The organism is Brucella sp. JSBI001 (assembly GCF_026014005.1).
GTDB lineage: Bacteria > Pseudomonadota > Alphaproteobacteria > Rhizobiales > Rhizobiaceae > Brucella > Brucella anthropi.
Window position 1 is genome coordinate 2,186,444 of sequence record NZ_CP110339.1, and the last position, 24,575, is coordinate 2,211,018.

The following is a 24,575-nucleotide window of genomic DNA, read 5'->3' on the forward strand; positions in this document are numbered from 1 at the left end:
GTCGATGAAATGGATACTGACGATTGGCATAATGACAGTGTCGTTTCCCTTCACAGCGCAGGCGGCTGAGATCAACGGCAACTGGGTGCGCGGGGATGGGAATGCGCGAGTGAAAATTGCTGAATGCGGCGAGGATATCTGCGCCACCAATACCTGGATCAAGCCCGGAACACCAAAAGAGAAAACCGGCGACCGGCTGGTGATGAGCATCAACGAAACTGCGAACGGACAATATTCTGGCACAGCTTTCGATCCGCAACGTAACCTCACCTACAAGATCAGCGTGAAAGTTGACGGCGATACCATGACGAGCAATGGCTGCGTTCTGGCTGGCCTCCTGTGTCGCAATGTGGGCTGGACCCGAATCAAGTAAGAGCGAGTTATCGATGAAAGATTATCTCATAGCCTATGTGGTGACAGCGGTTGCATTTCTGGCAATCGACTCCGTGTGGTTATCCAACATGGCGAACGTGTTTTACCGCCCTGTCATGGGCGACATGCTTGCGCCAGGTTTTCGTCTCGCGCCAGCAGTCGTTTTCTATGTGATTTTCGTGTTTGGACTGGTTTTCTTTGCGGTCAAGCCCGGACTTCTGGCCGGTAGTGGTACAGTCACGCTCGTTCACGGTGCGCTTCTCGGATTCGTCGCTTATGCGACTTATGATCTGACCAATCAGGCCACTTTGAAAAACTGGTCATGGACCCTGACAATCGCAGACGTGGTCTGGGGCACTGTCCTGTCTGCCGCGTCAGCCTATATTGGCTATTGGGTTACGTCGCGGAGCAGCGGCTAGGTTGGAGTAAGCATATGCAAAGATGGGGTCTTTTGGCCGTCTTCGTCTTCGTCATCATTGTTGTAGGAATGGCAATCGGTATCGGTTTCCCGCCGGGCGAATGGTACGCAGCGCTTCAAAAGCCTTGGTTTACCCCGCCTAACGCAGCCTTTGGCCCCATCTGGACGATACTTTATATCTTCATTGCCATTGCAGGCTGGCGCACATGGATAAGCGATCGTGGGTGGAAGCGGCGCGGACTGTGGTTTGGCCAGATGGTATTGAACTTCATCTGGACGCCTATTTTCTTCGGCGCTCACATGACCGTGCTGGGGGTTGTCGTAATCATCGGCGTCTGGTTTTGCGTGCTTTTGTTTATCATTCGCGCGTGGCAACCAGATCGCATCTCGGCGCTGCTATTCGTGCCATACCTCATATGGCTATCGCTGGCGACAGCGTTGAATGCGGCAATTGTCGTGTTGAACTAATGAAAAAGGCGGCAAATATGCCGCCTTTTCTTTAGATGCCGATCAATGGCTGCACGAGCCGCATAAGCCAGCTCTGGAATTTGAGCGGTGCGTCAGTCACCGCAAGACAGATGCAATCGCCATCCGGTGAGGCAATCGGCTGATGCACGAGATCAGCATCCGCTTCCTCAATATCACCGCGCGCAAAAAGCCCGGTTCCATCATGGAAACTACCGCTCAACACCAATGTCAGTTCGCGACCGCCATGCCCATGTTCTGGCACCGGCTTCCCCGCTGGAATTCGCAAAAGGCGAACCTGCGTTTCGCTGTCGCCTGTCTCGATTGGCACCTGATAGGCACCCCGGCCAAGCGATTTCCATTTCAGGTCCGGCAAATCGCCACCGACATAGGATCGCAGCGGTTCCGGTATCACGGCAGGCTGCTTTATCTCGAAGCGCGGTGCCGAATGTTCCATTGATTGCTGTGTCTTCTGCAACCTGTCCTTGAAACTATCCCATGTGGATGCTTCGAGTTTCTGTGGCTCAACCGCGTCAAGAAGCTGCCCGCCAATCTGTTCAAACTGCTTGAGCCTTGAACGGCAGGCCGGGCAGAGCGCAAGATGAGTGGCGACCGCGATGCTCCAACCCTCGGCCAACGTGCCTGCAGCATAGCTTGAAAGGAGTTCGTCGCTCAGATGATGCTTGATATCCATCAGTGCGCTCCCGAATTATCGAGCGCAGCGCGCAATTTGTTGAATGCCAGCCGCAGGCGGGATTTAACCGTGCCAAGCGGGAGGTTCAGCTTCTTTGCGATGGCGCTATGCGTGCTTTCCTCGAAATAAGCGAGTTCAAGCAAGGTGGATTGCTCCTTCGGCAAGTCAGCCATTGCCGCGCGCAACTGGCTGGCGGATTGCCGTTCGGCAATCCTCAAGTCAGCGGACTGTTCCGCATCGGGCACAAAGGCCGGATCGGTTGGGTCGAACTCCGGGCGCCGGGCGCGTCGCACTGCATCGATGCGCTGGTTTCGTGCGATGGTGAAAATCCAGGTCGACAAGGCTCCTTTGGCAACATCGAACTGATCTGCCTTGTTCCAGACTGCAATCATGGTCTCTTGCATTAATTCTTCCGCTGTTTGCGTATCAGCAGACAGTTTGGCCATATAAGTCTTCACCCGGGGTGCGAAATGCTTGAAAATCACCTCGAAAGCGTCCACGTCGCGTCGGGAACTGACCGCCAGCATCAATTCCTCCATTGAGGGCTGATCTTCAGGTGCGGTCTGTCCATTCATCCGTATTAAACCCCATCCGCTCAGATGTAGCGAAGCCAGAACCTGTAAATTATGCTGAGCTTCCATGTGCCACTGTTGCGAGAGGAACGAAACTTTTGTGTTCATCAGCATTATACGCAAACAGATTTAATCTGGATCACACCAGATTTCAAATGTAGGGCGTCATCGCAAGCAGCACTCTCGAACTCTGACCTTTTAGCAATAAATCACGCATCAGCTAAGTGAATTCATAGCAGCTCAGCAAGCTCCTATTTTGCTCGCGATCTTATGGCTCACCAAACGCTTTCTCATAATTGATCTCAAACGTGCGAAAGCTGTCAATCGCGGCTTCGAAGCACCGTTCTTCATCTTTTTTGTCGAGCGACATGGTTTGAAGCAAAGCAACAGTCTTCTTCCAACCGGCCAGGTTTCCGACCTGCTTTGCCAGGTGTCGCGCACCGTACCCGGCGCCGAGACCAAGCAATCGCGCCTTGTGGATGAGCACTGTTGCCCCCAAAGCGGAACCTTCAAGCACGTATAGCGTACCAATCGCTGAAGGCAGATCAACAGGCGCCCCTGCGTCGAACTGCAATTCCGACTTCTTCGGTTCTTCCCCGTCCGACAGATCCGCATAATCCATTTGAAGTTCAGATTGAATTTTATGATTGTCCCAATCTGAGAATACTCGTCTCAGGTCACTGACATCCAGCAATGTTTCCAACGCCACTCTGCTACGCCAGGTGGCTTCCAGATATTTCCTGTAGGCGTCCAACGAAATGAACATGCCATAAAACGAATCAAGCCTGTCAATCCGTTCGTGGTAGGGAGCGGTAGCCGCCTTCAAATCCCAACGACGTTGCAGGACGGTGCGTTGATTCATTAGCAAAATTTTCCATAATTCGTTACACGGGCCAAGACTAAATATTATCTTTATGAATAAATTCCATGCATTACTGCATCGTAATGCTCTTCGATTTCCTGTGTGCACTTGCACGATTTGCGCTTCAAAGCGCTCTTGTCCTTAATGATAAATAACCCGCGCCTGGTGACAATGATGCCCTCATTGCGCAATTGACCGACAATGCGCGTTACAAATGTCCTGCCAACTCCAAGCATTTCCGACAACTGATCGTGCGTCATTTCAAACTGATCTGTGCCAGTTCGTTCTGCCGCTGACAGCAGCCATTTGGCGGTTCGCTGTGTTATCGTATGGGTCGCGTTACACGCAGCTGTTTGAAATACCTGTGCCATCAGGCAATCGGAATAGCGCGCAAACCAGTGCCGAAGCGAGATGGAATCCAGCTTCAACTGTTCGAGTGCAGCCGTTTTGATCCTGATAAAACTTCCCGAGTTACGAACGATGGCAGTGGCATAGGCGGGTAAACTGCCGTTCGACACAATACCTCCTACAGCCCCTTCCCTCCCGATCAACGCAATCTCGACAGCGCTGTTGTCTTCGTCGACCCAGCGCTGAAAACTCGCCAACGCGGATCCGCACGGAAACCAAGTGTGAACAACATCGTCTCCGGCCTTCTGCAAAACAGCCTCCGCCTCAAGTTCGTAGAAGACCGTATGGGGCAGCAGCTTTTGTCGGTCTTCCTCATTGAGCATCATCAGAAGCAAATTGCCCGACATCTCGTGGGTCGATGTTAAATTCATACAGTCGAGTTCCTCTTTTCGCGGCCGTTGTGTCCAATAGTGGACGGACGATCCTTTCGGTCTATGTTACTTTTAGACGCAATTAACCTAACCCATTGAAAAGACGGGTTTGTTTTCATGCTCCATCGTTGATAATACAATCTCAACGGATATTTTCGTTTGTCAGCGGTCACAACGTCTAGCCGTTTTCAGCTCTCAGATAGTTTAGCAATCCTGCAAAAGGTGCGCTCACGAACGGTTAAGTCCGGAAAGTTCTGCCGCAATGGATATGTCTGAACCTGTTAATCTCACCAATTGTGATCTCGAACCAATCCACATTCCTGGTTCGATCCAACCGCACGGCGCAATGCTCGTTATGGATCAGTCTGGCCAAAATTTCCTTTTTGCTTCTGCTAATATTCCATGCATAACGGGCTATCGAGGGGATTTGATCCCTGGCACCGACATTTCTTTGATTGTTGGCGAGAAAAATGCGCATGATTTCCGTAACGCCGCGGCCAAAGCGAGAGAGCCGGGCTTATCCTCAGTGGTACTTGGGCTTCGCTTTCCAGGCAAATCCACGCTTTTTGACGCTGTGATCCACACGCATCTGGGAAAGACTTTTGTCGAAATAGAGCCCTGCGCGGATCGAGGGCAAAGTGCCCGGCAGGCACTTGATCTCACGCGTAGCGTCATCCATCGCATTGGTCGCGAGGAAACAGTAGAGAGGGTCGCTGCAACGGGCGCGCGCCTTGTCAAGGCCATGCTGGGTTACGACCGTGTGATGATCTATCAATTTCTCCATAACGGAGCAGGTCGCGTCATTGCGGAGGCAAAATCACCCGCGCTTGGCAGCTTCATGGGACAGCATTTTCCTGCATCGGATATACCCCTCCAGGCTCGACGTCTCTATCTTGTCAATACAATCAGGATGATTTCCGACACATCCTATCAGCCCGTTGCACTTTGTCCCTCACTTGCAGCAGACGAACCTGCTGTCGACATGTCCTTTGCGCAGTTGCGCAGTGTTTCCCCGATCCACTGCCAATACCTGCAGAATATGGGTGTCTCCGCGTCATTGTCGATTTCGATTGTTGTTGATGGTGAACTATGGGGCCTGATTTCCTGTCATCACGACAGTCAGAAAGTCACCCCTCTTCCTCTGCGCATAGGAGCTGAACTGTTCGGGCAGTATTTTTCGCTACATATAGCCGATTGTGACAGACGAAAAACACTGCAGATCACAGCAGACGCACGAACCAAGCTCGACACTATTGTATCGCAACTGAGTATCGGTGATGAAATTCGCGACAGTCTGGGGGAACAACTCAGCCGGTTTCCCGAATTGGTTGCAGGCAACGGGGCTGCATTGTTGATGAACGGGCAGTGGCTTCAACGTGGCGATACGCTCAACGAACATCAAACGCGCCAACTACTCAAAGTTGCAGGCGATGAATCTCCACGCGAGCTTTGGGCAAGCCAGGAAATCAGAACCCACTTGGCCGACTACGCCGGAAGCGTTGCAGGCATGCTCGCAATTCCACTTTCCATGGCGTTCAGTGATTATCTTGTACTGTTCCGCAATGAGGAGGCCCACGCCATCGAATGGGCGGGAGAGCCGGTGAAGACTACTGTCGAAACACCTTTCGGTACCCGATTAACGCCCAGAGGCAGCTTCTATACCTGGCGGGAAGAAGTTCGTGGGCGTTCAACGCCCTGGACCACTACAGATCTCTCAGTAGCGCAGTCGATTGGCACTTACTTACGCGACGTCATCCTTCGGCAAAATGAACTGTCTGAACAGGAAAGAGCGAAAACTGAACAGCGACGTCGGGTTTTGAACGCCGAACTCAATCATCGCGTTAAGAACATTCTTTCTCTGGTCAAGTCGATTGCGCTTCAAACGGGAGCCAACGCTGCGAATGTTGCTGACTACGCTCAAACGCTTGAAGGGCGATTACGCGCACTCGCATCAGCTCACGACCAGTCTTTGGACGGCGAAAACGGCGGTTCGCTAGCAAGTTTGCTCAAAACCGAAGTCAATCTTTATATTGACACACCCGGTCGCATAACTCTGGAAGGTCCACCGGTCCATCTCGATCAAAGAGCATTTGGCGTTATCGCCATGGTCTTCCACGAAATGATGACAAATGCTGCGAAATATGGCGCGCTTTCGGTTCCGAATGGACGCCTGAAAATCAGGTGGAAACTGGTAGCATCCGGTGATTGCGAAGTATTCTGGAACGAAGCCAATGGGCCATCCGTTACGTGGCCGTCACGAACGGGATTCGGTAGCAAGCTGATAAGAAATTCTTTCGAATACGACCTCCGGGGAAAAGTCAAAATCGAATACCACCGGGATGGGCTTCAGGCGCAGTTTTCTGTTCCATCTGTATATGTGACGCAATTAAACGACGAGTTGATCACGGCAGATATTCCAAAAGACATTGTCGAGAAAACCCACATCAATGGAATGAAGATTCTGGTTGTCGAAGATCAGAGCCTGATTGCCCTTGATATGGAAAACACCTTACGAAAATTGGGCGCCGAGCATATTCATCTTGCCTCGAGTGCGCCTGAGGCATTCGAGATGATTGAACGTTCCAAACCCAATCTTGCAATTCTCGATTTTAATCTGGGAGACCGTACTTCGGAAAATATCGCCGAATTGCTTCTAAAGCTGAAAATCCCTTTTCTTTTTACGACAGGCTATAGCGACAGGGTGCTCATCCCCGAAAAGCTTCGCGACGTAACCATCGTGCGCAAGCCCATAAGCAATTCAGCAGTCGCAGCGGCCATCAACTCCGTTCTTGGATAGAATATCCTAGCGGTTTTGCGGGTTGAAAGCGTCTGAGGCGTTCACGTCTGATTGCCAATTCTTCCATTAGATTGCCAGTCAGAAGTGTGAGAATGCCGAGCCTCCTCATAACAACTTACGATAGCCACGCATGTAAATCAGAGTGACAACCTAAGTGTTGAAATTAGCACCATTTGGTGATAAATTAACTCAACTGCAGGAGGTAGTTTTATGCGTTCAACCATTAATCTTGATGATAATCTCTTGGAAAAAGCCAGATCCCTGACGGGCACAAAGGAGACAGCCGCTTTGGTCCGCCAAGCGTTAGAAGCACTCGTGCGCGTCGAGACTGGTAAACGGCTTATCGCTCTTGGAGGTACCATGCCGGACGCTGAAGCCGCCCCCCGCCGTCGGAGCTCAGTGAATAAGTGATACTAGCAGATACTTCCATTTGGATTGATCATTTCCGCCGAGGTGATAACGATCTTGTAAAAATTATTGGTAACGATCTTCTGCTTTGCCATCCGGCAGTTATTGGCGAACTTGCTTTGGGCAGCCTACGCGACAGGACCGCTGTGTTAACTTTTCTCCGCGCACAGCGTGAGACTATCGTAGCAACCCACGACGAGGTTATGACTCTCATTGAGAGGCATAGCGTTTTTAGCATGGGTATTGGCTACACGGATGCTCACTTGCTCGCTTCTGTCCTACTTGATCAGCGCACATCCCTTTGGACTCGAGACAAGCGGCTCAAGCTAGCGGCCCTCAAAGCTGGCGCTGCTCTTTATGAGCCCTTTCACAATTAAATAGAGTATAACGCCATCCGCATGATCGGCCGTTTTGATGATCTCGAACGGGTGACACGGTCTTGAATGGGCCGGAAGCAGAAAGTCCGGTACGGCCAAAAAATGTGCTGAAGTGGGCATAATGAGCTGTCGGCACAACCACCTGATTGCCAGTCAAGAGCACATCATACGCGCATCGGATAGAAACCCGCGACCATTTACTTTTTGATCAAAGCGACAGCGAAGTTTGGATTGCCGCTACGGGCAGCGAATCTCAGAATTCGTTGATCAGTCCTTCGTATGCTTTGTTAATCTCTCTCACATCCCGTCGATATTCATCGATGATCCAGTCGCAAATGTCGCGAATGAACCATTCATCCGTTTTGATCGAAGTCACTAGATTACAGCTTCGGCCAGTCGAAACCACAACAGGATGCGATGGAACGAGCGAGCCGTTGGCAAGCAAGGTTGACACCACACTTAACCAGCCGATAGCGTTGCCTTGTCCCATCAGCGCGGCCTGTACAACGACATTGTAATCCGAGAATTGAAGTTCCCGGGCTATCTTTGTCAGTACATCAACGGAATACAAATCTGCCCATCTGAACTGTGACCCGCTAAGAGTAATCACCTGATTCAAACCCGACTGGGACTGTTTCGAATTGAAATCGAAGGCCGGAGATCGCACAGGCAGCAGAATCTCTGGCATAAGTGGAAAAATTCGATACCGGTCATCCACTTTCGGATCGAACCGCATCGCGATATCCGCGTCGTTAACCGGACAATCGAGCGGCCCGATGATCAGTTGCCACTGAATGTCTACATCAGGAAACAGCGCTTGGAATTGGTTCATCCGCGGCATAAACCAATGCGTAGCGAAAGCCCCTGAGACTGATATTCGCAGCGTGCGTCGCTTCGTTTGCGCATTTTGTCTTAGTCCAGCCAAAACACGTTCAATGTTTGAAAAGCTCTTCGAGACTTCCGCAAAAAGATCACCTCCTTGTTCCGTCAGTTCTGCTCCCATCGGCGTTCGTTTGAAAAGCTGCATTCCGAGATGAAGCTCCAGACGCCCGATGGTGCGGCTGACTGCGGGACTTGTAACCCCAAGTTCCCGTGCCGCGTTTGCAAATGTTCCGCATCGGACTGCCGCTTCGAAGGCGACGAGTGCGTTGAGCGAGGGAAGGAGCCGTCGAATATGTGACATTACAAAATGTAACCCCAGAGGTGATTATTTTTGGAATTGATGGATTTGTCTCAAGTATCCCAATGTAGCCAGACAACTGGCTTGTGCCCGGAATAGGAGAAACAATTTTCATGGCCTTCGAAAATTTTAAAGTTCTGACTTTTGATATCGTCGGAACCTGCATCGACTTCGAGAAGGGTATTCTGGATGGTTTTCGCGCCGCAGGCGGAGCGGCCGCGAAGACGCTGAGTGATGATCAGATTTTCCAGCCCTATCTGAAAGCAAGGGAGAAATTTCCGGGCCGCGCAAGCGAGGTCATGCGCGAAGTTTATCTCTACGCTGCGAAAGAACTTGGGCTGTCGGACGACAGCGCCGCGGGTGACAAATTTCATAGCCACTTCTTTGAATTTCCCGCATTCGAGGATTCCGCTGAAGCGCTCAGACGATTGCGTAGGCATTTTAGACTTGTTGCGATGACCAATTATGATCGTGTCGGTTTCAGCGCCAATTCGAACAAGCTCGGCAACCCGTTTCACGACAGCGTCACTGCTGACGATGCAAGGTATCCAAAACCGGATCCACGCTTCTTTTCCTACAATCTTGGGCGCCAATCGGCATTTGGTTTCAAGCAGGATGAAATCCTGCATGTTGCCCAGAGCCAGTACCACGATATAGGCGTCGCTAAAGAGCTTGGATACAATGTCTGCTGGATCGAGCGCCGAAAGGGTCTCAAGGGTTTCGGTGGAACGCCTGTTCCGGAAGTAGTGACGACGCCGGACTTCCATTTCTCGACCCTGCGAGAACTCGCCGATGCTGTCGAAAGCGAGAGAAAATAACTTGTAAATAAGCCCAGGTATTTTCCAAATGCGAGAACTCGGCCTACCCCGATCTTTGTGGCGTGAGACTGCAACACCACCTCTGAACTGCAAGACATTGCAGGACGACATTGCCGCTGATTTGGTCATCATCGGAGGTGGGTATACAGGCTTGTCGGCCGCCGTAAGAGCAATTGAACTTGGTTTGAAACCTGTTGTTCTCGAAGCAGAAGAAGTCGGCTTCGGCGCATCAGGAAGAAATGGCGGCGTGGTATCAACGAAGTATCGTGTATCACTAAGCGTCATGACGCAAACTCACGGCAGGCAAGTCGCTCAACGCATGAACGCGCTCGGTCACAAAGCCATGGATTGCGTTGAAAGCTATGTCGAGCGATTTCAGATCCGGGAAGCGAAACTGACGAAAACCGGGAACATTCGCTGTGCGCATAACGAGACCGCATTCGCGGCGCTCGTGGAAGAAGCGAAGACGATCAGGGACATGTTCGGCGATACGAGCATCGCAGTGCTTGGAGCTAGTGAAGTTGCGACAGAGACCGGAAGTACGCGCTTTTACGGAGGAGTTTTGAACTCTCACGCTGGCACCATTCATCCTCTTTGTTACTGTCGGGGTTTGGCCAATGCCGTGCTTCTGGCCGGAGGCCTCATTTATGAGAATAGTCCCGCTCTTCGCATTGTGAATCACGGTTCGACAAAACTCGTTTGTACCAAAACCGGATCGATCAGTTGCAAACAGATTCTGATCGCAACGAATGCCTATTCCGACATCACGACCGCTACCAGCAATGTGCGTAAGACGATCATACCGTTCCGGAGTGCGATCATCTCGACGGAAGCGTTGCCCAATTCTGTTTTTGATGAAATTCTTTGCAACAATCGGAGCTACAGCGAGACGCGGAGAATGATGCGTTGGTTTCGACGAAGCGGGGACTGCTTGCTTTTCGGCGGCAGGGGCGCATTTGGCAGAAATGACTCGGCAGCCGCCTACGCGACCCTTGAGAGAGCAATGTTTGAAATCTTCCCGCAGCTGAAAGACTGCAGGATCGCCAATCAATGGTCGGGGCTTGTTGCCATGACGATGAACAGTCTTCCGCAGATCGGGTTGATCGACAAGGATATCGGGTTCTCGCTTGGCTACAATGGAACAGGAATCGCGATGTCGAGTCTTCTCGGACGCTACGTGATTGATCTTTTGCAAGGCCAAAAGCCCGATCTGGCGCTGATGCGGCGCCAGAAACCGGAAGACATCCCATTTTTCTCTATGAGAGCGCCAGCTGTCCGTACAGTAGCCGCATGGTATCAGCTGCTGGATAAATTCGGACGCTGAGTGTGCTCCCAAAGTTTTCAAAGCGAGCTGCATATTCTAATTGCATCCAACATCGCGGAGTGAATGTTTCGGCTGGCCAGAGCATCTCCTATTCTGTGAAGTTCAAATCCAGGTCTTTCGTGGTTGGGCTGCGGTCTGGCATCAACCATGGCCTGCAGGTCGGTCACACCGTCGTTTGAAGAACTGGATCGAAGTGCTTCAAAAACTTCGTTGGACGGAATACTCCCCTGCTCCACAACAACATGATCGACCACAACTGTTTCTGTTTCCCGGGTAATGTCGTTCACAAGAGTTGCGATCAGGCGGTTGTCCTGGCGGTCGACTGCCGTCAAACGTGTTTCAGTTTTGGGATACAGGCCGAATTTCAAAAATAGTTTTTTCCAGCGTACCCGTTCGGCATAAGTCAGTTCTTCACAGATTTGGGCATCTATCGTTATGAATTGTACCCTGGCTCCTGCACCAACGGCCTTCTCGACCGCCAAAGGGGCTGGATGTCGTCCGGTACCATCAACGACAAGAACTTCACCTGATAGTCTGGCCTGACCAGCCAGGATATCCCAGGTAGAAACGCATAGATCACCGCCATGCAGAAGATCAATTTGCGGCATGCCGCCCGTTGCTAGCAAGACGACATCTGGATTCAGTGCCAGGATTTCATTTTCATCAAGATAGGCATTCGTTTGTAGCGACACACCAAGACGATTGAGTTCAGCCACCCGCCACTCGACGATACCGATGAGGTCACCGCGCCACGATCCCTTCGCGCCAAGAAGAAGCTGACCGCCGAAATCGGGGGCCGCTTCAAACAACGAAACCTCATGACCCCGTTCCGCACATATTCTGGCTGCCTCAAGGCCTGCGGGCCCTCCGCCGACCACGATGACCCTACGTTTGCCGCTGTCGGTTTTTGTAAAGACCTGAGGCAGGACCGTTTCTCTGCCCGTTGCCGGATTATGGAGGCACGCAGGACGATGCGGCGACTGGCAATGTGTAGCACCTACGCATGGCCGGATTTCGTTTTCCCGTCCCGATGCTATTTTACTTGCAAGGTATGGATCAGCGATCTGCGCTCTGGTCATGCCCGCCATATCCATTTTGCCTTCACGGATAGCGTATCGGGCGGAAGCAGCGTCGGAAATACGTGCGGCATGAAATACCGGAATATCGAGCTCCTGCCGGAAGCGTCCGACCGGCTCGACCCAGGGCGCAAGTGGCGATCCCATTCCTGGCATAGCGTCCTCAGCCAGACCACGGGTCGTGTCCATCATGCCATAAATCGCATTGAAAAAATCAATGCCGCCAATATCGCGAAGTGCTTGCGCAACTTTCAGAGATTCCTCAAAACCCATGCCGCCATCGGGCCCCTCATCCACTGCCATGCGGATACCAACGACAAAATCATTACCGACGGCCTTTCTGATTGCCTCATGCACCATCAGCGGAAACCGCATTCGGTTTTCGAGCGAACCGCCAAAGCGATCAGTTCTGCGATTGGAAATCGGTGACAGGAACTGCCCGATCATGTGACCGCCGGCATGCGTCTCGATGCCATCCAGCCCTCCCTCCTTGCATCGTACCGCCGCAGCGGCAAATGCCTTCACAACGCGATTAATATCATGGTCGTCCATCTCTCTGGGGATGCTGCGATGAAGCGTCTCCCGGAGAGGGGACGGTGCAATCATCGCCAGCCTATCGCCACCATAACTTTCGCCGCGTCGACCGAGATGGGTTATCTGACACATGAGTGCAGCGCCGTGGCGATGCATACGCTCGGCAAACTGCTGAAAATGCGGGATAATGTCATCTGTCCCGACATTCAGTTGCCGAAAGACATTCGGGGAATCAATATCGATGTTGGAGGACCCACCGAACATCGACAGGGCTAGTCCGCCCCTGGCCTTTTCTTCGTGATACCGTTGATAGGCTTCAAGCGGCAGCCCATGGACCTCCAGCCCGCATGCGTGGCTGGTGCTCATGATGCGATTGCGAAGTTCAAGATGCTTGATTTTCAGCGGCTGCAGCAGTGGGTCATTTTTGACACCGTTGGAGGCTTGCTGGTACATCGCTTTTTCCTTTAGCTTACAGAAACCCGTTCACACCTGGCACTTGGCCTGGCATGCTCGTGATGCTACTGATGATTTTCGTGTCGTTATCCGGCTAGAATATCTGACTTAAGAACTGCTGGGTCCGAGGATCCTTGGCTGAGGTAAAGAACTCTTTCGGTGGAGCGTGCTCGACAATCACACCTCGATCCGTGAAATAGATGTGATCGGCTACTTCGCGTGCAAAGCCCATTTCATGCGTAACCAGGATGCAGGTCATCCCGTCTGACGCGAGTTCCTTTATCGTCGCCAATACTTCCTTGACGGTCTCAGGATCGAGCGCAGCGGTAACTTCATCGAAAAGCATAACGTCAGGACGCATGGCCAGACTTCGTGCGATGGCGACGCGCTGCTGCTGGCCACCTGACAACTGACCGGGATATTGGTCTTCCTTGCCAGTAAGTTTGACTTTTGCAATCAAGGCGCGCGCGCGTTCCTCGACTTCCCGTTTAGGCTCACGCAGGACCTTGATCGGTGCCATCATCACGTTCTGCAATACCGTTTTATGTGGAAACAGATTGTACTGCTGAAAGACTATTCCGACCTTTCGCCGCAATGCGAGCTTGTCGAGCTTGGGATCATTCACCTCTTGCCCGTCGACGATTATGGAGCCTTTCTGCACTGGGCTCAGACCGTTGATACATCGAATGAGAGTCGATTTACCCGAACCCGATGGGCCGATGATGCAGATCACCTCGCCCTTGCGAACATCGAGACTGATCCCTTTGATAACTTCCAGATCACCATACGCCTTGTGCACATCTTTTAGAGAAACCAGAGGGCGCGCTTCGGTATTTTCTTTAGGCAGCATATCTTTTCTCCAGTTTTCTTGTCAGAAGCGCGATTGGATAGATGTATGCAAAGAACAGACAGAGAAGAAACAGATAGAACGGAAAGAGAAACTCTGGTCGTCCACCCGACGCTTCCATTGCCGCCTGTGCGTTGGCAACAGACTCTCTGACACTGAAAATAGAGGCCATCGGAGTGGAGAGCGTAAGTAGCGCGTACCAGTTCATCCATGGAGGTATTGAACGCCGGAAGCTCTGTGGCAATATGATGTTCCAAAGTGTCTGAACACGGGTAAAGCCAAGACTTTCGGCCGATTCCCACTGCCCCGACGGAATGGATCGAACCGCCCCACGGACGATCTCGCTTATGTTGCCCATGACGGGCAGCGCAAAAGCGACGGTTGCTTTCATCCAGCCAGGAAACGGTATCACAATCCCGCCCGGAAGACCAAAATCCTCTGGCATCATATACATGGCGATGAAGAGAATAACGAGCCAAGGCGAGTTTCTCAGGAGATGCGTCACCAGGCGCGCAATGGCTCTTACCGGCCAGAACAAGCTGATCTGCATGAGACCGAGCAGAATTCCGAGAACCGTCGCCAAGGCCATCGCTAAAAAACTCATATAGAGGTTCAGCAAAAAGCCACGCAAGATGAATGGAACCCACCCGAAAAGTGTCTCGACTGCAGTCGGCGTTCCGGCATTCATTGTTTGCGCATAAGCGACACACAATGATCCGAAAAACATTGCAACGAGAACAATTCCGTATCGCAACGACAGAGCGCTAGAGAATGCCGTTACGCCGTAATGCGAAGGAACAATTGTGAAAGCGCGCTTATTCATGTCCATACCCCGGTAGTGCCAAACGGCGTTCGAGAGCGTGGAGGCCCCAGGCGAGGATACTCACAACCGCGACATAGAACACAAAAAGCACGAGGATCATCTCAGGCACGTTGATGTTGTCCGACCAAACCTGATTGAGGACATAGGTCATTTCTGGAACGGCGATAACATAAGCAAGCGAGGTTGTTTTGGCCAAACTCACTAGGTTATTCGTCAAAGCTGGCAGGCTAATGCGAAACGCCAGTGGAAGTGTCACATACATATAGATTTGCCAGTTCGAAAAGCTGAGGCTTTCAGCCGCTTCTTTTGTCGTTTCAGGAACGGCTTCCAGGCCAGCCCGGAATATCTCGACGTTGAACGCCCCACCAAAGATACCAAGCGAGATTACAGCCCACCCAAAAGAAGAGATAATGGGCTCGTAATATCCCCCCATGTCAACGGCTGGCGTGAACGCACCCAGACCGAAGTAGAAAAACAAAAGCTGGATCATCGGAGGTGTATTTCGAAACGCCTGGATATAAGCATCAACCGCCACGCGAATTATCGCGCTTTTTGACGTTTGTGCCCAAGCTCCCAACACGCCGATCACCAGCGACAGCAAGATGGAAAACGCCATAAGCCGCAGTGAAATCAACGCCCCTTCAAGAAAGCGGCTGAACTCGTAGTCGTCATAGAAGACGATAAAGTTCAAGCCCGCAGTCTCGTTCAGATTGCGGAAGAAACTTGATATATGTTCGATCATCATCACTCCGAGCTACTGCTGATCAGAAAGCACCGGCCTTACTCTTTCGGCTCGAGGTAAGCGGTATCCCAATGGAGCTTCTTATTCTGCTCGGTGAACCAATCAGACGGTGCTACACTCCATTTCTTGGCGAGTTCAATCAGCGTACCATCAGCTTGCCAGCGATATGCCATACCCGCCATGAATGCGCCCCAACCCTTATCGCGTTCTTCAAGCGGGACAGCAGCAGCCCACGGATTATTATAGAGGGCCTGAACAGGCATCTCGTAATCTTGCCATTCCGGTGTCTCGAGATCAGCCATGATGCTGACGTCATCGTAGACCCAAGCAATGCAACGTCCAGCACGCAGAGCTTCCTTACCTTCGGAATTTCCGGTAAATGCAATCAGCTTTGCTTTCAGTTGCCGTTCGACTTGTTGATTATAGTAGTTTCCCTGCTTTCCGCACACCGGCTTTCCGGCAATGTCGTCCCAGCTTTTGATGACACCCTTCTTGGCAAGCAAGGTCGGCCCCGAGGCCCAGTAAGCGGGTTCAATAATGCCGATCACCTTACGACGTTCCGCAGTATCATACATACCGCCGACAATCAGATCGATCCGGTTCTGCTGGAGGAACTGCATGCGGTTCGCAGATGTAATAATGACGGGCTCTAGTTTGACACCCAGCGCATCCGAGACGCTCTTGGCGAGATCAACTTCGATACCTTGAAGATTGCCGTCCGCGCCTGGGAAAGACCAGGGCTTGAAAGCCCCTTGCAAACCAACACGGAGAGTGCCGCGCTCCAGGATTTCCTTCAATCGCTCGCCATCAGCACGAGCCTGGCTCGCAAAAAGCGAAATCGCCATAGTAAGTGTGGAAACTGCCACCAAAGCAAGATTTTGATGTCTGCGCATACCCATTTCTGTTCACTCCTCTTTTTTGTTTCGTTAGGATTTTGCAGGCTCTCCCGAACGGTGAATTTCCCGTTGGTATTGAAGAAACTTATCTACTTCGCGCTCGATCTGCTCTGGCTCCCATCCTAGCAAATCCGCGATTTCACTGGCCGCATCAGTTGCAGTGGCTCGGTCTATGTGCCGCCCCCAACCTATGCCGCTACGGGTATAGAAGATACCTTTCAGATCCTGGGCGTGTTCGTACGAGACATAATGCCGAAACGACAACGCGCCTTCATCGGTCCCCAACGGTGTATTCGTCTGCTGCACTGGCCTTCTTTGCCGATCAAGCCGCATCGGAATGTTTGCATCTACTGTCGCCAGCAGCTCCCTTCCTGCACTCATATGGCTCATAACTGGTCCGGCGGTCATCGCGAAAATTCCCGAATGGCCTTTGCCCTTCAAATCATGAATTTGCCGAACTCTGTCGCCGTCAGGATTTTTGGGATTGAAGGTCAACGGCCGCACACCGGCCCAGGTAAATTCGACGTTGTGTTTCGTCAGTTTGAGGGCTGGGAGAAGAAAATTGATTTCATCGAGTAGAAACTCAATATCGACGTCATCGGCCTTAACGTTACTGGCGTCGCCTTCGAAATAGGTTTCAGTCGGGCCAATATGATACAGGTCCTCATTGAACGGCAGACAATAAATCGGCATTCCCAATCGGTTAAGCGCCGCGACCCCATGACCACGATAATAATCCGGAAGACGAACGACTATATGCGCGCCTTTCGTCCCGTGAATCAGACGATCATTCCCCTCCCCGGACACTCCCTGTAGAACGTCATCGATCCAAGTTCCGGCAAGATTGAGAATGATAGGTGCGAACACGCTGCTCATTTCACGATCTGCGGTGCTAAGATCGACCCGCCACAGCCCATCAGAGTTTTTTTCTCTGATGCTCGCACTGGTGAACAAACGGACATCAGCGCCTAGCTTCTCTGCTTCGATGGCCGCATCGACGCAAAGCCTATCGGGCCAGTCCATGATGTATTCGCGGTAAGTCGCTATCGACTTCAGTTGTTTCCTATCTCGAAGGTCCTTTGCCAAAGGCACTGAGCTATCAAAGTTGCGCTTGTGCCGTTGGTACTCCAGCGGCAGTCGCCCCGATCCAAGACGCTTCAAGAGCGAAAGCCCAATATCCAGGTGCCATCCACGCAGATCATCCGCTTCGTATAAAGGAAAGCACATTTTGAAAGGCTTGCATCGCATTGGTTGGAGACGCACCAGTTCTTCCCGCGCATTCATAGCGGCACGCGCCATGGAAATCGCGTTCTTCAACTTCAAAGGCGACGATGCGAACGTGCGGATGGGATGTCTCGTCTCAAAATATCTTAGACCGCAGTGGAGTATCCTGGACGATCTGCTCGACGCGCCGTTTGCGAAATCACCCTTTTCAACAAGCAAGACCTTGTACCCAGCGGCGGAGAGTTCGCGGACAGCGCTGGTACCGTTGATACCGCCGCCAATGACGATCACATCATAACTTTCGTCCCGCGCGGCCTCCATCCTCATTTAACTGCTCCCTTCCTAGGCGTCGGGCGAGTACAGCAGCTAATTCGGAATGCTCAAAATAAAAAAATTGGCCTCCTATATGCAGTAAATGCATAATGGATGAGCCCCCGGAAGTCTGATTCCTATCCGTCAAAAGTGCGGCAACTTCGCCAACACTGCGTCTCGCTCGCTGAAAAGAAGGTCCAGAAGCGCTTCCGACACGCGACTTTGCGGACGGGAGTAAGGGCGAAGAAGCGCCACGTTGAACGGTATTTTAGGCAGGAATGGCACCAGCATTACCCGATCATCAAGTTGGTGAATGGCCGTATAAGGGTCTATAAGCGCGACCCCCAGGCCAATTTTGGCGAATTCATATGCCGCAGCGGAAATCGTTGTTTCATAAGCTGGGTCCAGTTTTTCACCCGCCGCGCGGAATGCCTGCGCAATAATCGGGCCAGCTGCGGTGAATGACGCAAATGATACAAATGGTACGTTTCGAAGATCCGGTGGTTCAATTTTGTCGCGGCTCGCGAGATGGTGGTCACGTGGAACCGCAGCAATATAAGAGGCATCGCTGAAAACTTCTGTTTGAAAGCCAGATCTGCGGAATGGGAGTTCAGCAAGACCAAAATCCAGCTGTTGGGACGCCGCCCATTCTTCGATCTTGGCAGAAAGCCGTATATTCAACTGCACACGTGTTTGAGGCCAGCTATCTTTAAACTTCTTTAGCGCCTGGGGCATGAAACTTATCCCAAGGGCGGGCATAACAGCCGCAGTTATACGGCTGGTTTCACCTTCGGCAACAGTTGCCGCAAAATTTCGCAAAGAATCGAGAGATGTATACGCTCTATCGATTTCATCCAGAAGAAGGTGGGCAACCGACGTCGGCGTGATCAAACCTTTTCTGCGTTCAAACAGGGTGACACCCAACTCGGTTTCAAGCTTATTCAGAAGCCGACTGACGGCGGGTTGACTGCGCCCTATAAGTTCAGCAGCGGCGCTTACCGTTCCAGTTAGCATCACCGCCCGGAAGGCTGAAAAGTAGATGAGGTTCATCCCTACTTCCCAGTTTTGTTTCCCTGGCTTTTTCATCAAATCTCATCCCAGCACTTCAGTTGTGGCACACACTCGCCTACAACAGTGCCAAGGGCAAACAAAATAGCAGACAATAGCGATGTTAGATTGCAGTTCACCCGTCAGTATGAGGTAACGGCATTTATCGGATAATAGCCCAAAGATGTTCCTTCATGACAGCCTCATGCAACTCGACTCCAAACCCAATGTGTTCTGAGATCGGAAGGCGTCCGTTCCTGACCGTTTCCTCAAAGGGGACGGTAGCCACTTCAATATATCCGGGTATGTCAGCCCAATATGGGAAATGTTCTTGAATATAAAAATTGGGTAAACAGGCGCTCATGTGGGTCGCGATGTTGGCTGCGATAGAACTTCCGCACACATGCGGCTGCACCTTCAAACCGTAGGCGTCAGCCATCGCTGATATTTTATGGACTTCCGCGAAACCACCCGCATTGCCAATATCGGGTTGCAATATACTGATTGCACGTCTCTCAAGAAGATCGCGAAAACCTTGTCTGAGATAGTGCCGCTCTCCAGTCGCAATCGGAATATCAATCGACGAAGCGACTTGAGACAACGCACCGAGGTCGCCCGGATCGGTGATTTCCTCCACAAACTCGATTTCATATTCTTTGATACGCTCACAGAACCGCATGGTGTCTGCGATAGAAATGCCGCCACCGAAATCAAGCATAAGCCTGACATCGGAACCGATCGCCTTTCGTACGTCGCGCACGCGTTCGATTCCAGCGGTGACCGCGTCACGATTGTCAGAGTATCGACCATTTGGATGCCGCAATGTTCCATTTGGCTGTATCTGCGCCAACGGATACATCTTCAGGGCATAATGTCCGTCGTCAACAGCGTCGGCAGCTTTTCTAATCAGGTCTGAGTTGGATGTCGCTCCGAAATACCAGCCATTCGCATAGTAGTTCAGTTCATCGCGAATTTTTCCGCCAAAGAGTTCATATACAGGCACATCCAACGCTCTGGCGCGAATATCCCACAGCGCCTGCTCTATGGCGCTCATCCCGGCACAAGCAATTCCGCCGGGGTTCTTTAACCAGAACGCCTGATCGTACATGTCCGAAACGATTCGATTGATGGACAGCGGATTAGCCCCCAACAAAAACCGTTCGCTCAGATCTTTAATCATACCCGCTACAGCTGTGCCGCCGCTTCCATAGGAAATGGCGGCCTCGCCTAATCCGGATATGCCTTCATCCGTCTGAATTTTCACCAGAACGGGCTTCAGGCCCTGTCCGCGCACATAGTAAACGTTGACGGACACTATTTTCATTTTTCAACCCCACGTGCAGGAGAAGCACTCATTCCGCCGCGACCCCCGCCTGACGCAGTTTCAACCTGAAATCCTCAAGCGCTCCCTTATACTCCCACGTCTGAACGGTGTTGTGAGGACACTCAATAAAAATATAATCTTCGGTAACCGACAAAATTCTGGAAACCTTTATAAGTTTTGTTACAAATCCGCCCGCGTCAAGATTATCGATTACAGCTTTCCGATCCTCACCATATCCATGATATACTTTCGAAGCTCGAATTTCTGCAGTTACATACGCCATATATTCGTGTCCTCTTGGCTTTTTTGACATATTGATGAATGATACATCATTATATGAGCCTCACCTCGAAAGCAGAAATCGAAAGTACGCTGATCGATATGCCGATTTTGCATACCTAAAGTCTGACGGAAAGCTGTTGTTGTGTTCTCGTTAAACTAAAATCTTCTGAACTGGGAATACTGGGTAGCCTACTAATCGAAAGCGCGAAGCATCAGGAAAGCTTAAAAATTGTCGGAAGTGCTTCATTCTCAAGGACTGCGGATTCCTGTCAAGGATCGCCTTTATCACTGTGCCGAACACAATTACACGCCTTGAAGGGAATTGAACCCACGACCCTTCAGTAACGTGAACAGAAATACATCATCCTGGATTATCAATGAATACCGTGAACATACGTTAGGGATTAATCAGTCCAGTCTTCTACTCGCAAGCCAGGAACACGATCAAATTCCGTGCGATTGTTTGTAACGATTATCAGGCCACGCGAGCGAGCATGGCCAGCAATCAATTGATCGTATGGACCGATTGGAGTTCCACTGCGGGCCAATTCAGCACGTAATTGGCCCGTATGGTTTGCTGCCGGTTCATCATACGATAACACCTCAAGGCGAGCTGCGAACCCTTCCACGACTGCAAGGTTCTTTTCAGGATGGGCAGACTTCTCCGCCCCGTAAATCAGCTCCATTAAACTGACTGAGCTGATGCACAATTGATCGTGGAAGCGGTTGAACGCCTCGCGCACTTGCTGCGGCCGGTTCTTGATCGTGAAAATGCATATATTTGTATCCAGCATGTACTTCAGCATTAGAACGCCTCGCGTTCCTGTGGAGCAGGCTGATCACGCTCATTCATGAAGTCGGAAGTCGCCTCTAAGCTATCAAACCAGCTATCCCAGACCTCACCAGCGGGTGCTATGATTCGAGTGCGCCCCACAGCAACAATATCAACGCGTTTCACATCAGCAGGCAATGCTACTGCTTTTGGCAAGCGGATAGCTTGGCTCCGGTTGCTCTGGAATACTGCTCCCTGCTCCATCTGCGTCACTCCTAGTTTTATCCATAGTGATATGATGTAGATAGTGAATCAAATGGGATATGTCAATGGGATATACGTATTCGAAGCCGACCAAACGAACCATGATCTGGCTTCAAGAAACCTAAGGCCGCTGGCCACATTGCTGCGCCCTGACCAAGACGCATCAACCGGGCGGCCTCTTCAACGGATTTATGCAACTCCACTTCCAGATTGCCAATCAAGAAGTGAACTGTCGTTAGAGCATAGACCGCTAATCCTTGAAGGGAAATGAACCGCTGCCCCCTGCCATTGACTACGTACTGATTGCCAGTCAAGAACCCATGCTCTTTCAATTCTGACGACCAAGATAAGGTCCGAGTCGGCCATTCGGCTTTTTGCCGTGAATTGGAATAGCTGCGGCCAAGACATAACGCCGCTAGCTCCCGAATGCGAAAATCTCGCCTGGTTTTTCAGGCGGGCTTATGATTTGCGACTGGAGGATAATGGTCGCCCCGCCCCTCCAGCATGTTTTGCCTGCCACGTGGTACAGGCGAACACGACATCTTGGGCCCCATTTCCTGGGCCTTTATTTGCGGTCAATTCGTTATAAGGTTTTGGCAGTAACTTATAACTACATAGTTCAGCTCGCCTCTGATCGATCAACTCATTCGAAAGGCCCAGGATGAAAGAGATCGACATTAGCTATAGAACGATGTTTGCGGAGTTGGCGCAGCGGACAATAGATGCACAATTCGTAACAGACTTCCCTTTAGAAAGATGGTTTGTGAGGGTGACCGTCAAAAATCGCGAATATTGGTATTTCGATCTCTCCACTCCCGAGGGCAAAGACAAACGAAACTACGTCGGTCCCGCCAGCGACGAAGCGATCACAAAGATCAAGGACAACATCCGCGAGCGTAGACGCATGGTTAGCACGCTGCGACGCGCCGGCCTTCCCAGTCTTGATCCCTTCGCTGGTAACGTCACGAAAGCCTTAGCCGACGTTCGGTTGTTCCGGCTGCGCGCCATCTCGATTGGGTCGGTGGCATTCAGCACCTATGCTGGATTGCTCGGTGTCTGGCTTCCCTCCGCGGCGATGCAGACAGGCGACGCCAACTTCGCCCAGAACTTCGCAATATCGGCTGGCGTCCAAGATAGTCTCCCGCCAATCCTCGAAATCCTCCGGGTAGTCGATCCTGAATTCCGAGCGGTTCCGCACCAGACCGATAAGGCCAAGGTCGTCGCCTTCGTGAACGCCAAAGGCTATCGGATGGAGTTCCTGACCGGGAATCGGGGATCAAAAGAATACACAGGCAAACCGTCGCCCATGCCCGTCCTCAGCGGCGCGTCGGCAGAGAATTTGCGGTTCCTCGACTACCTGATCTATGAGCCTATCCGCACGGTGTTTCTTTTCCGCGAAGGCATAAACGTTCTCGTTCCTGCTCCCGAGAGGTATGCCATCCACAAGCTGATTGTGTCCTCTCGAAGACGCAATGACATGTTGGGGCGCTTGAAGGCCGACAAAGATCTGACGCAGGCTGCTTTGCTCTTCGCAAGCTCTCGTGAAAACGCGCCACGGCAATGAGCTTTGCGATGCTTGGGAGGAAGCATGGGCACGCGGTGATGCGTGGAAAGCGGGCATCATCAGTGACCTATCTAGATTGCCCAAAAACGGAGTTGCAGCGCTAAGAGAGACACTCGGTTCCCACGTTGTAGAAGAATTACTCAAAAAGTGATTGAAACATTTTTGCGACAAGCGAAAGACAGCAACAGACCAGTCTATGATTGCCAGGTTGGGCGTGAAAGTCCGACTTACACGACAGATTGTTGCGGTCCCACTGTCCGCTTCTATCCTCTCTTCCTGCAAGCCGACTGACACCCCCCACTCACTAACGGTCGTTGAAGCATGAAAGTAGAGCTACCGCTTTAAAGCATGTGAGCGCTAAGCCAATGTCTGGAATAAGAGCGCTTTACTGACTGACAATCTTCGACTCTCATTGCTGTCATTCAATGGGTTGATCAAAGTGTCAGAAACCGGACATGGTACAACAGCAAAAACGCGTCACATGTCTCCAGACTCTTGTAAAAGAATACAATCGAAGCAACATTATGAAACACGCAGGCGAAATACTTATCCTCACGGGACCACCCGGTTCAGGGAAGACCACCACGGGACTAGCCCTTGCCAAAGAATCCGGCTCGCCCAAGGTTCATCTACACTCGGACGACTTCTGGCACTTCATCAAAAACGGCGCCATCCCGCCGTATTTGCCCGAGGCAAATGAACAGAACGCCGTGGTCATGGACGTACTCGCAGGTGTTGCCGAAGCCTATGCCAAGGGCGGCTATTTTGTCATCGTCGATGGCATAATCGGCCCTTGGTTTCTGCAGCCGTTCAGGAGACTTGCCACGCCTCTCCATTACGTTGTCTTGCGCCCGCCGTTGGATGTTGCCATCCTCCGCTGCCAGGAGCGTGGAGGTGCCACGTTGAACGACCCGGCGCCGATCACGGCACTCCATCAACAGTTCTCATCGATGGCTCAGCTTGAAAGGCATGTTCTGTCTACCGATGGAAAAGACCGCCATGAAACGCTCGGCATGGTGATTGAGGCTGTAGAGGGCGGCAAGTTTCAATTGGCGACATAGAAGTCCCTCGCTGAGAATTGGGAATCTCCCAAGTTTGGCGATATAATTTCCACTGTTGATTTTTTCGGAGGAATTTCGATTGCAATAGTGTAAAACTCAGGTTCGAACGACAGACTTTTCAGACACAGGAAGACCATTTTCAACATCTGTCGGCTCGAAACCAGCCACTCGCGTTTCTGTCCATCACGGACATTTAAAGCTTGATCAGTGGAACGACTGCTTTGAGAAGTGTGTGAGTGGCACACCAGTTTCAAACATGAAGGCGCATTCCGGTCGGAGAGGACAATA

At 51.5% G+C, this 24,575-nt stretch carries 25 protein-coding genes and 1 pseudogene; 10 read left to right on the forward strand and 16 right to left on the reverse strand.

Translation table 11 applies throughout. The features are described from left to right. The first annotated feature begins 4 nt into the window (after nucleotides 1-4). Genes LJ361_RS10325 through LJ361_RS10335 form a run of 3 tightly spaced genes read left to right on the forward strand, consistent with a single transcriptional unit; the run spans nucleotide 5 to nucleotide 1,258 of the window. Nucleotides 5-373 carry a DUF2147 domain-containing protein gene (locus LJ361_RS10325; protein ID WP_029928465.1) on the forward strand — a complete coding sequence of 123 codons (369 nt, stop codon included), beginning with the start codon at nucleotides 5-7 and terminating at the stop codon, nucleotides 371-373. Between the two features lie 13 nt (nucleotides 374-386). Then, a complete protein-coding gene (locus tag LJ361_RS10330; protein ID WP_010660335.1) occupies nucleotides 387-791 on the forward strand; it encodes a DUF2177 family protein in 405 nt (134 codons plus the stop codon). Between the two features lie 14 nt (nucleotides 792-805). Continuing rightward, nucleotides 806-1,258, forward strand: a complete 453-nt coding sequence (locus tag LJ361_RS10335) for a TspO/MBR family protein (protein ID WP_151607223.1) — start codon at nucleotides 806-808, stop codon at nucleotides 1,256-1,258. A gap of 31 nt (nucleotides 1,259-1,289) precedes the next feature. Here LJ361_RS10335 and LJ361_RS10340 read toward each other — a convergent pair whose 3' ends face one another. From LJ361_RS10340 to LJ361_RS10355, 4 genes are all read right to left on the reverse strand, one after another. After that, the gene (locus tag LJ361_RS10340) at nucleotides 1,290-1,949 is read right to left on the reverse strand and encodes a ChrR family anti-sigma-E factor (protein WP_151607225.1); all 660 of its coding nucleotides are present in this window, start codon (nucleotides 1,947-1,949) and stop codon (nucleotides 1,290-1,292) included. Beyond that, nucleotides 1,949-2,488 (reverse strand): sigma-70 family RNA polymerase sigma factor, encoded by a 540-nt coding sequence (locus LJ361_RS10345; RefSeq protein ID WP_151614787.1) that lies wholly within the window; start codon nucleotides 2,486-2,488, stop codon nucleotides 1,949-1,951. Before LJ361_RS10345 ends, LJ361_RS10340 begins: the two co-directional genes overlap by 1 nt. 301 nt (nucleotides 2,489-2,789) lie before the next feature. After that, nucleotides 2,790-3,383, reverse strand: coding sequence for a biliverdin-producing heme oxygenase (locus LJ361_RS10350; RefSeq protein ID WP_010660339.1), 594 nt, complete (start codon nucleotides 3,381-3,383; stop codon nucleotides 2,790-2,792). A gap of 50 nt (nucleotides 3,384-3,433) precedes the next feature. Further along, nucleotides 3,434-4,162: a Crp/Fnr family transcriptional regulator gene (locus tag LJ361_RS10355; protein WP_010660340.1), complete on the reverse strand. Its 729-nt coding sequence runs from the start codon at nucleotides 4,160-4,162 to the stop codon at nucleotides 3,434-3,436. A gap of 262 nt (nucleotides 4,163-4,424) precedes the next feature. On the opposite strand from LJ361_RS10355, the gene LJ361_RS10360 reads away from it, so the two are divergent. The 3 genes from LJ361_RS10360 to LJ361_RS10370 all read left to right on the forward strand — a co-directional run bounded on the left by LJ361_RS10360 (nucleotide 4,425) and on the right by LJ361_RS10370 (nucleotide 7,744). After that, nucleotides 4,425-6,959 (forward strand): HWE histidine kinase domain-containing protein, encoded by a 2,535-nt coding sequence (locus LJ361_RS10360; protein WP_010660341.1) that lies wholly within the window; start codon nucleotides 4,425-4,427, stop codon nucleotides 6,957-6,959. A gap of 210 nt (nucleotides 6,960-7,169) precedes the next feature. After that, nucleotides 7,170-7,370 carry a type II toxin-antitoxin system VapB family antitoxin gene (locus LJ361_RS10365; RefSeq protein WP_010660355.1) on the forward strand — a complete coding sequence of 67 codons (201 nt, stop codon included), beginning with the start codon at nucleotides 7,170-7,172 and terminating at the stop codon, nucleotides 7,368-7,370. Further along, nucleotides 7,367-7,744 carry a type II toxin-antitoxin system VapC family toxin gene (locus LJ361_RS10370; protein ID WP_151576612.1) on the forward strand — a complete coding sequence of 126 codons (378 nt, stop codon included), beginning with the start codon at nucleotides 7,367-7,369 and terminating at the stop codon, nucleotides 7,742-7,744. Before LJ361_RS10365 ends, LJ361_RS10370 begins: the two co-directional genes overlap by 4 nt. Nucleotides 7,745-7,997: 253 nt before the next feature. Here the strand turns inward: LJ361_RS10370 and LJ361_RS10375 are convergent, their stop codons facing one another. Continuing rightward, on the reverse strand, nucleotides 7,998-8,927 hold the full coding sequence (locus tag LJ361_RS10375; RefSeq protein ID WP_151614781.1) for a LysR family transcriptional regulator: 930 nt from the start codon (nucleotides 8,925-8,927) through the stop codon (nucleotides 7,998-8,000). A 110-nt stretch (nucleotides 8,928-9,037) separates the two neighbouring features. Here LJ361_RS10375 and LJ361_RS10380 point away from each other — a divergent pair, with 110 nt between their 5' ends. Both LJ361_RS10380 and LJ361_RS10385 read left to right on the forward strand, forming a co-directional pair. Then, nucleotides 9,038-9,742, forward strand: coding sequence for an HAD-IA family hydrolase (locus LJ361_RS10380; RefSeq protein WP_151607228.1), 705 nt, complete (start codon nucleotides 9,038-9,040; stop codon nucleotides 9,740-9,742). 28 nt (nucleotides 9,743-9,770) lie between these two features. Continuing rightward, entirely contained in the window at nucleotides 9,771-11,066 is a 1,296-nt protein-coding gene (locus LJ361_RS10385) for an NAD(P)/FAD-dependent oxidoreductase (protein ID WP_209418706.1), read from the forward strand. Between the two features lie 17 nt (nucleotides 11,067-11,083). Here the strand turns inward: LJ361_RS10385 and LJ361_RS10390 are convergent, their stop codons facing one another. The 11 genes from LJ361_RS10390 to vapB form a co-directional block, all read right to left on the reverse strand. Beyond that, nucleotides 11,084-13,129, reverse strand: coding sequence for an NADH:flavin oxidoreductase (locus LJ361_RS10390; protein ID WP_151614779.1), 2,046 nt, complete (start codon nucleotides 13,127-13,129; stop codon nucleotides 11,084-11,086). Nucleotides 13,130-13,223: 94 nt separating this feature from the next. Then, the gene (locus tag LJ361_RS10395) at nucleotides 13,224-13,979 is read right to left on the reverse strand and encodes an amino acid ABC transporter ATP-binding protein (protein WP_151614778.1); all 756 of its coding nucleotides are present in this window, start codon (nucleotides 13,977-13,979) and stop codon (nucleotides 13,224-13,226) included. Beyond that, on the reverse strand, nucleotides 13,969-14,595 hold the full coding sequence (locus LJ361_RS10400) for an amino acid ABC transporter permease (RefSeq protein ID WP_235822969.1): 627 nt from the start codon (nucleotides 14,593-14,595) through the stop codon (nucleotides 13,969-13,971). The genes LJ361_RS10395 and LJ361_RS10400 overlap by 11 nt, the downstream gene beginning before the upstream one ends. 196 nt (nucleotides 14,596-14,791) lie before the next feature. Then, nucleotides 14,792-15,541, reverse strand: coding sequence for an amino acid ABC transporter permease (locus LJ361_RS10405; RefSeq protein WP_029928513.1), 750 nt, complete (start codon nucleotides 15,539-15,541; stop codon nucleotides 14,792-14,794). A 38-nt stretch (nucleotides 15,542-15,579) separates the two neighbouring features. Continuing rightward, entirely contained in the window at nucleotides 15,580-16,440 is an 861-nt protein-coding gene (locus LJ361_RS10410) for a transporter substrate-binding domain-containing protein (RefSeq protein ID WP_308669823.1), read from the reverse strand. Between the two features lie 27 nt (nucleotides 16,441-16,467). After that, nucleotides 16,468-17,988, reverse strand: a complete 1,521-nt coding sequence (locus LJ361_RS10415) for an FAD-dependent oxidoreductase (protein WP_209418708.1) — start codon at nucleotides 17,986-17,988, stop codon at nucleotides 16,468-16,470. A gap of 129 nt (nucleotides 17,989-18,117) precedes the next feature. After that, entirely contained in the window at nucleotides 18,118-19,059 is a 942-nt protein-coding gene (locus LJ361_RS10420; protein ID WP_226622753.1) for a LysR substrate-binding domain-containing protein, read from the reverse strand. A 124-nt stretch (nucleotides 19,060-19,183) separates the two neighbouring features. Next, complete coding sequence (locus LJ361_RS10425) at nucleotides 19,184-20,344, reverse strand: mandelate racemase/muconate lactonizing enzyme family protein (RefSeq protein WP_029928521.1); 1,161 nt, start codon at nucleotides 20,342-20,344, stop codon at nucleotides 19,184-19,186. A gap of 28 nt (nucleotides 20,345-20,372) precedes the next feature. After that, nucleotides 20,373-20,627, reverse strand: a complete 255-nt coding sequence (locus tag LJ361_RS10430; protein WP_029928523.1) for a hypothetical protein — start codon at nucleotides 20,625-20,627, stop codon at nucleotides 20,373-20,375. Between the two features lie 403 nt (nucleotides 20,628-21,030). Further along, nucleotides 21,031-21,432, reverse strand: coding sequence for a type II toxin-antitoxin system tRNA(fMet)-specific endonuclease VapC (vapC, locus tag LJ361_RS10435; protein ID WP_151614776.1), 402 nt, complete (start codon nucleotides 21,430-21,432; stop codon nucleotides 21,031-21,033). After that, nucleotides 21,432-21,662 (reverse strand): type II toxin-antitoxin system VapB family antitoxin, encoded by a 231-nt coding sequence (gene vapB / locus LJ361_RS10440; RefSeq protein ID WP_010660354.1) that lies wholly within the window; start codon nucleotides 21,660-21,662, stop codon nucleotides 21,432-21,434. The genes vapC and vapB overlap by 1 nt, the downstream gene beginning before the upstream one ends. A 661-nt stretch (nucleotides 21,663-22,323) precedes the next feature. Between vapB and LJ361_RS10445 the strand changes: the two are divergent. Both LJ361_RS10445 and LJ361_RS10450 read left to right on the forward strand, forming a co-directional pair. Next, nucleotides 22,324-23,377 (forward strand): annotated as a pseudogene (locus LJ361_RS10445) (GSU2403 family nucleotidyltransferase fold protein). 373 nt (nucleotides 23,378-23,750) lie between these two features. Beyond that, complete coding sequence (locus tag LJ361_RS10450; RefSeq protein WP_010660385.1) at nucleotides 23,751-24,287, forward strand: ATP-binding protein; 537 nt, start codon at nucleotides 23,751-23,753, stop codon at nucleotides 24,285-24,287. Nucleotides 24,288-24,575 lie beyond the last annotated feature (288 nt).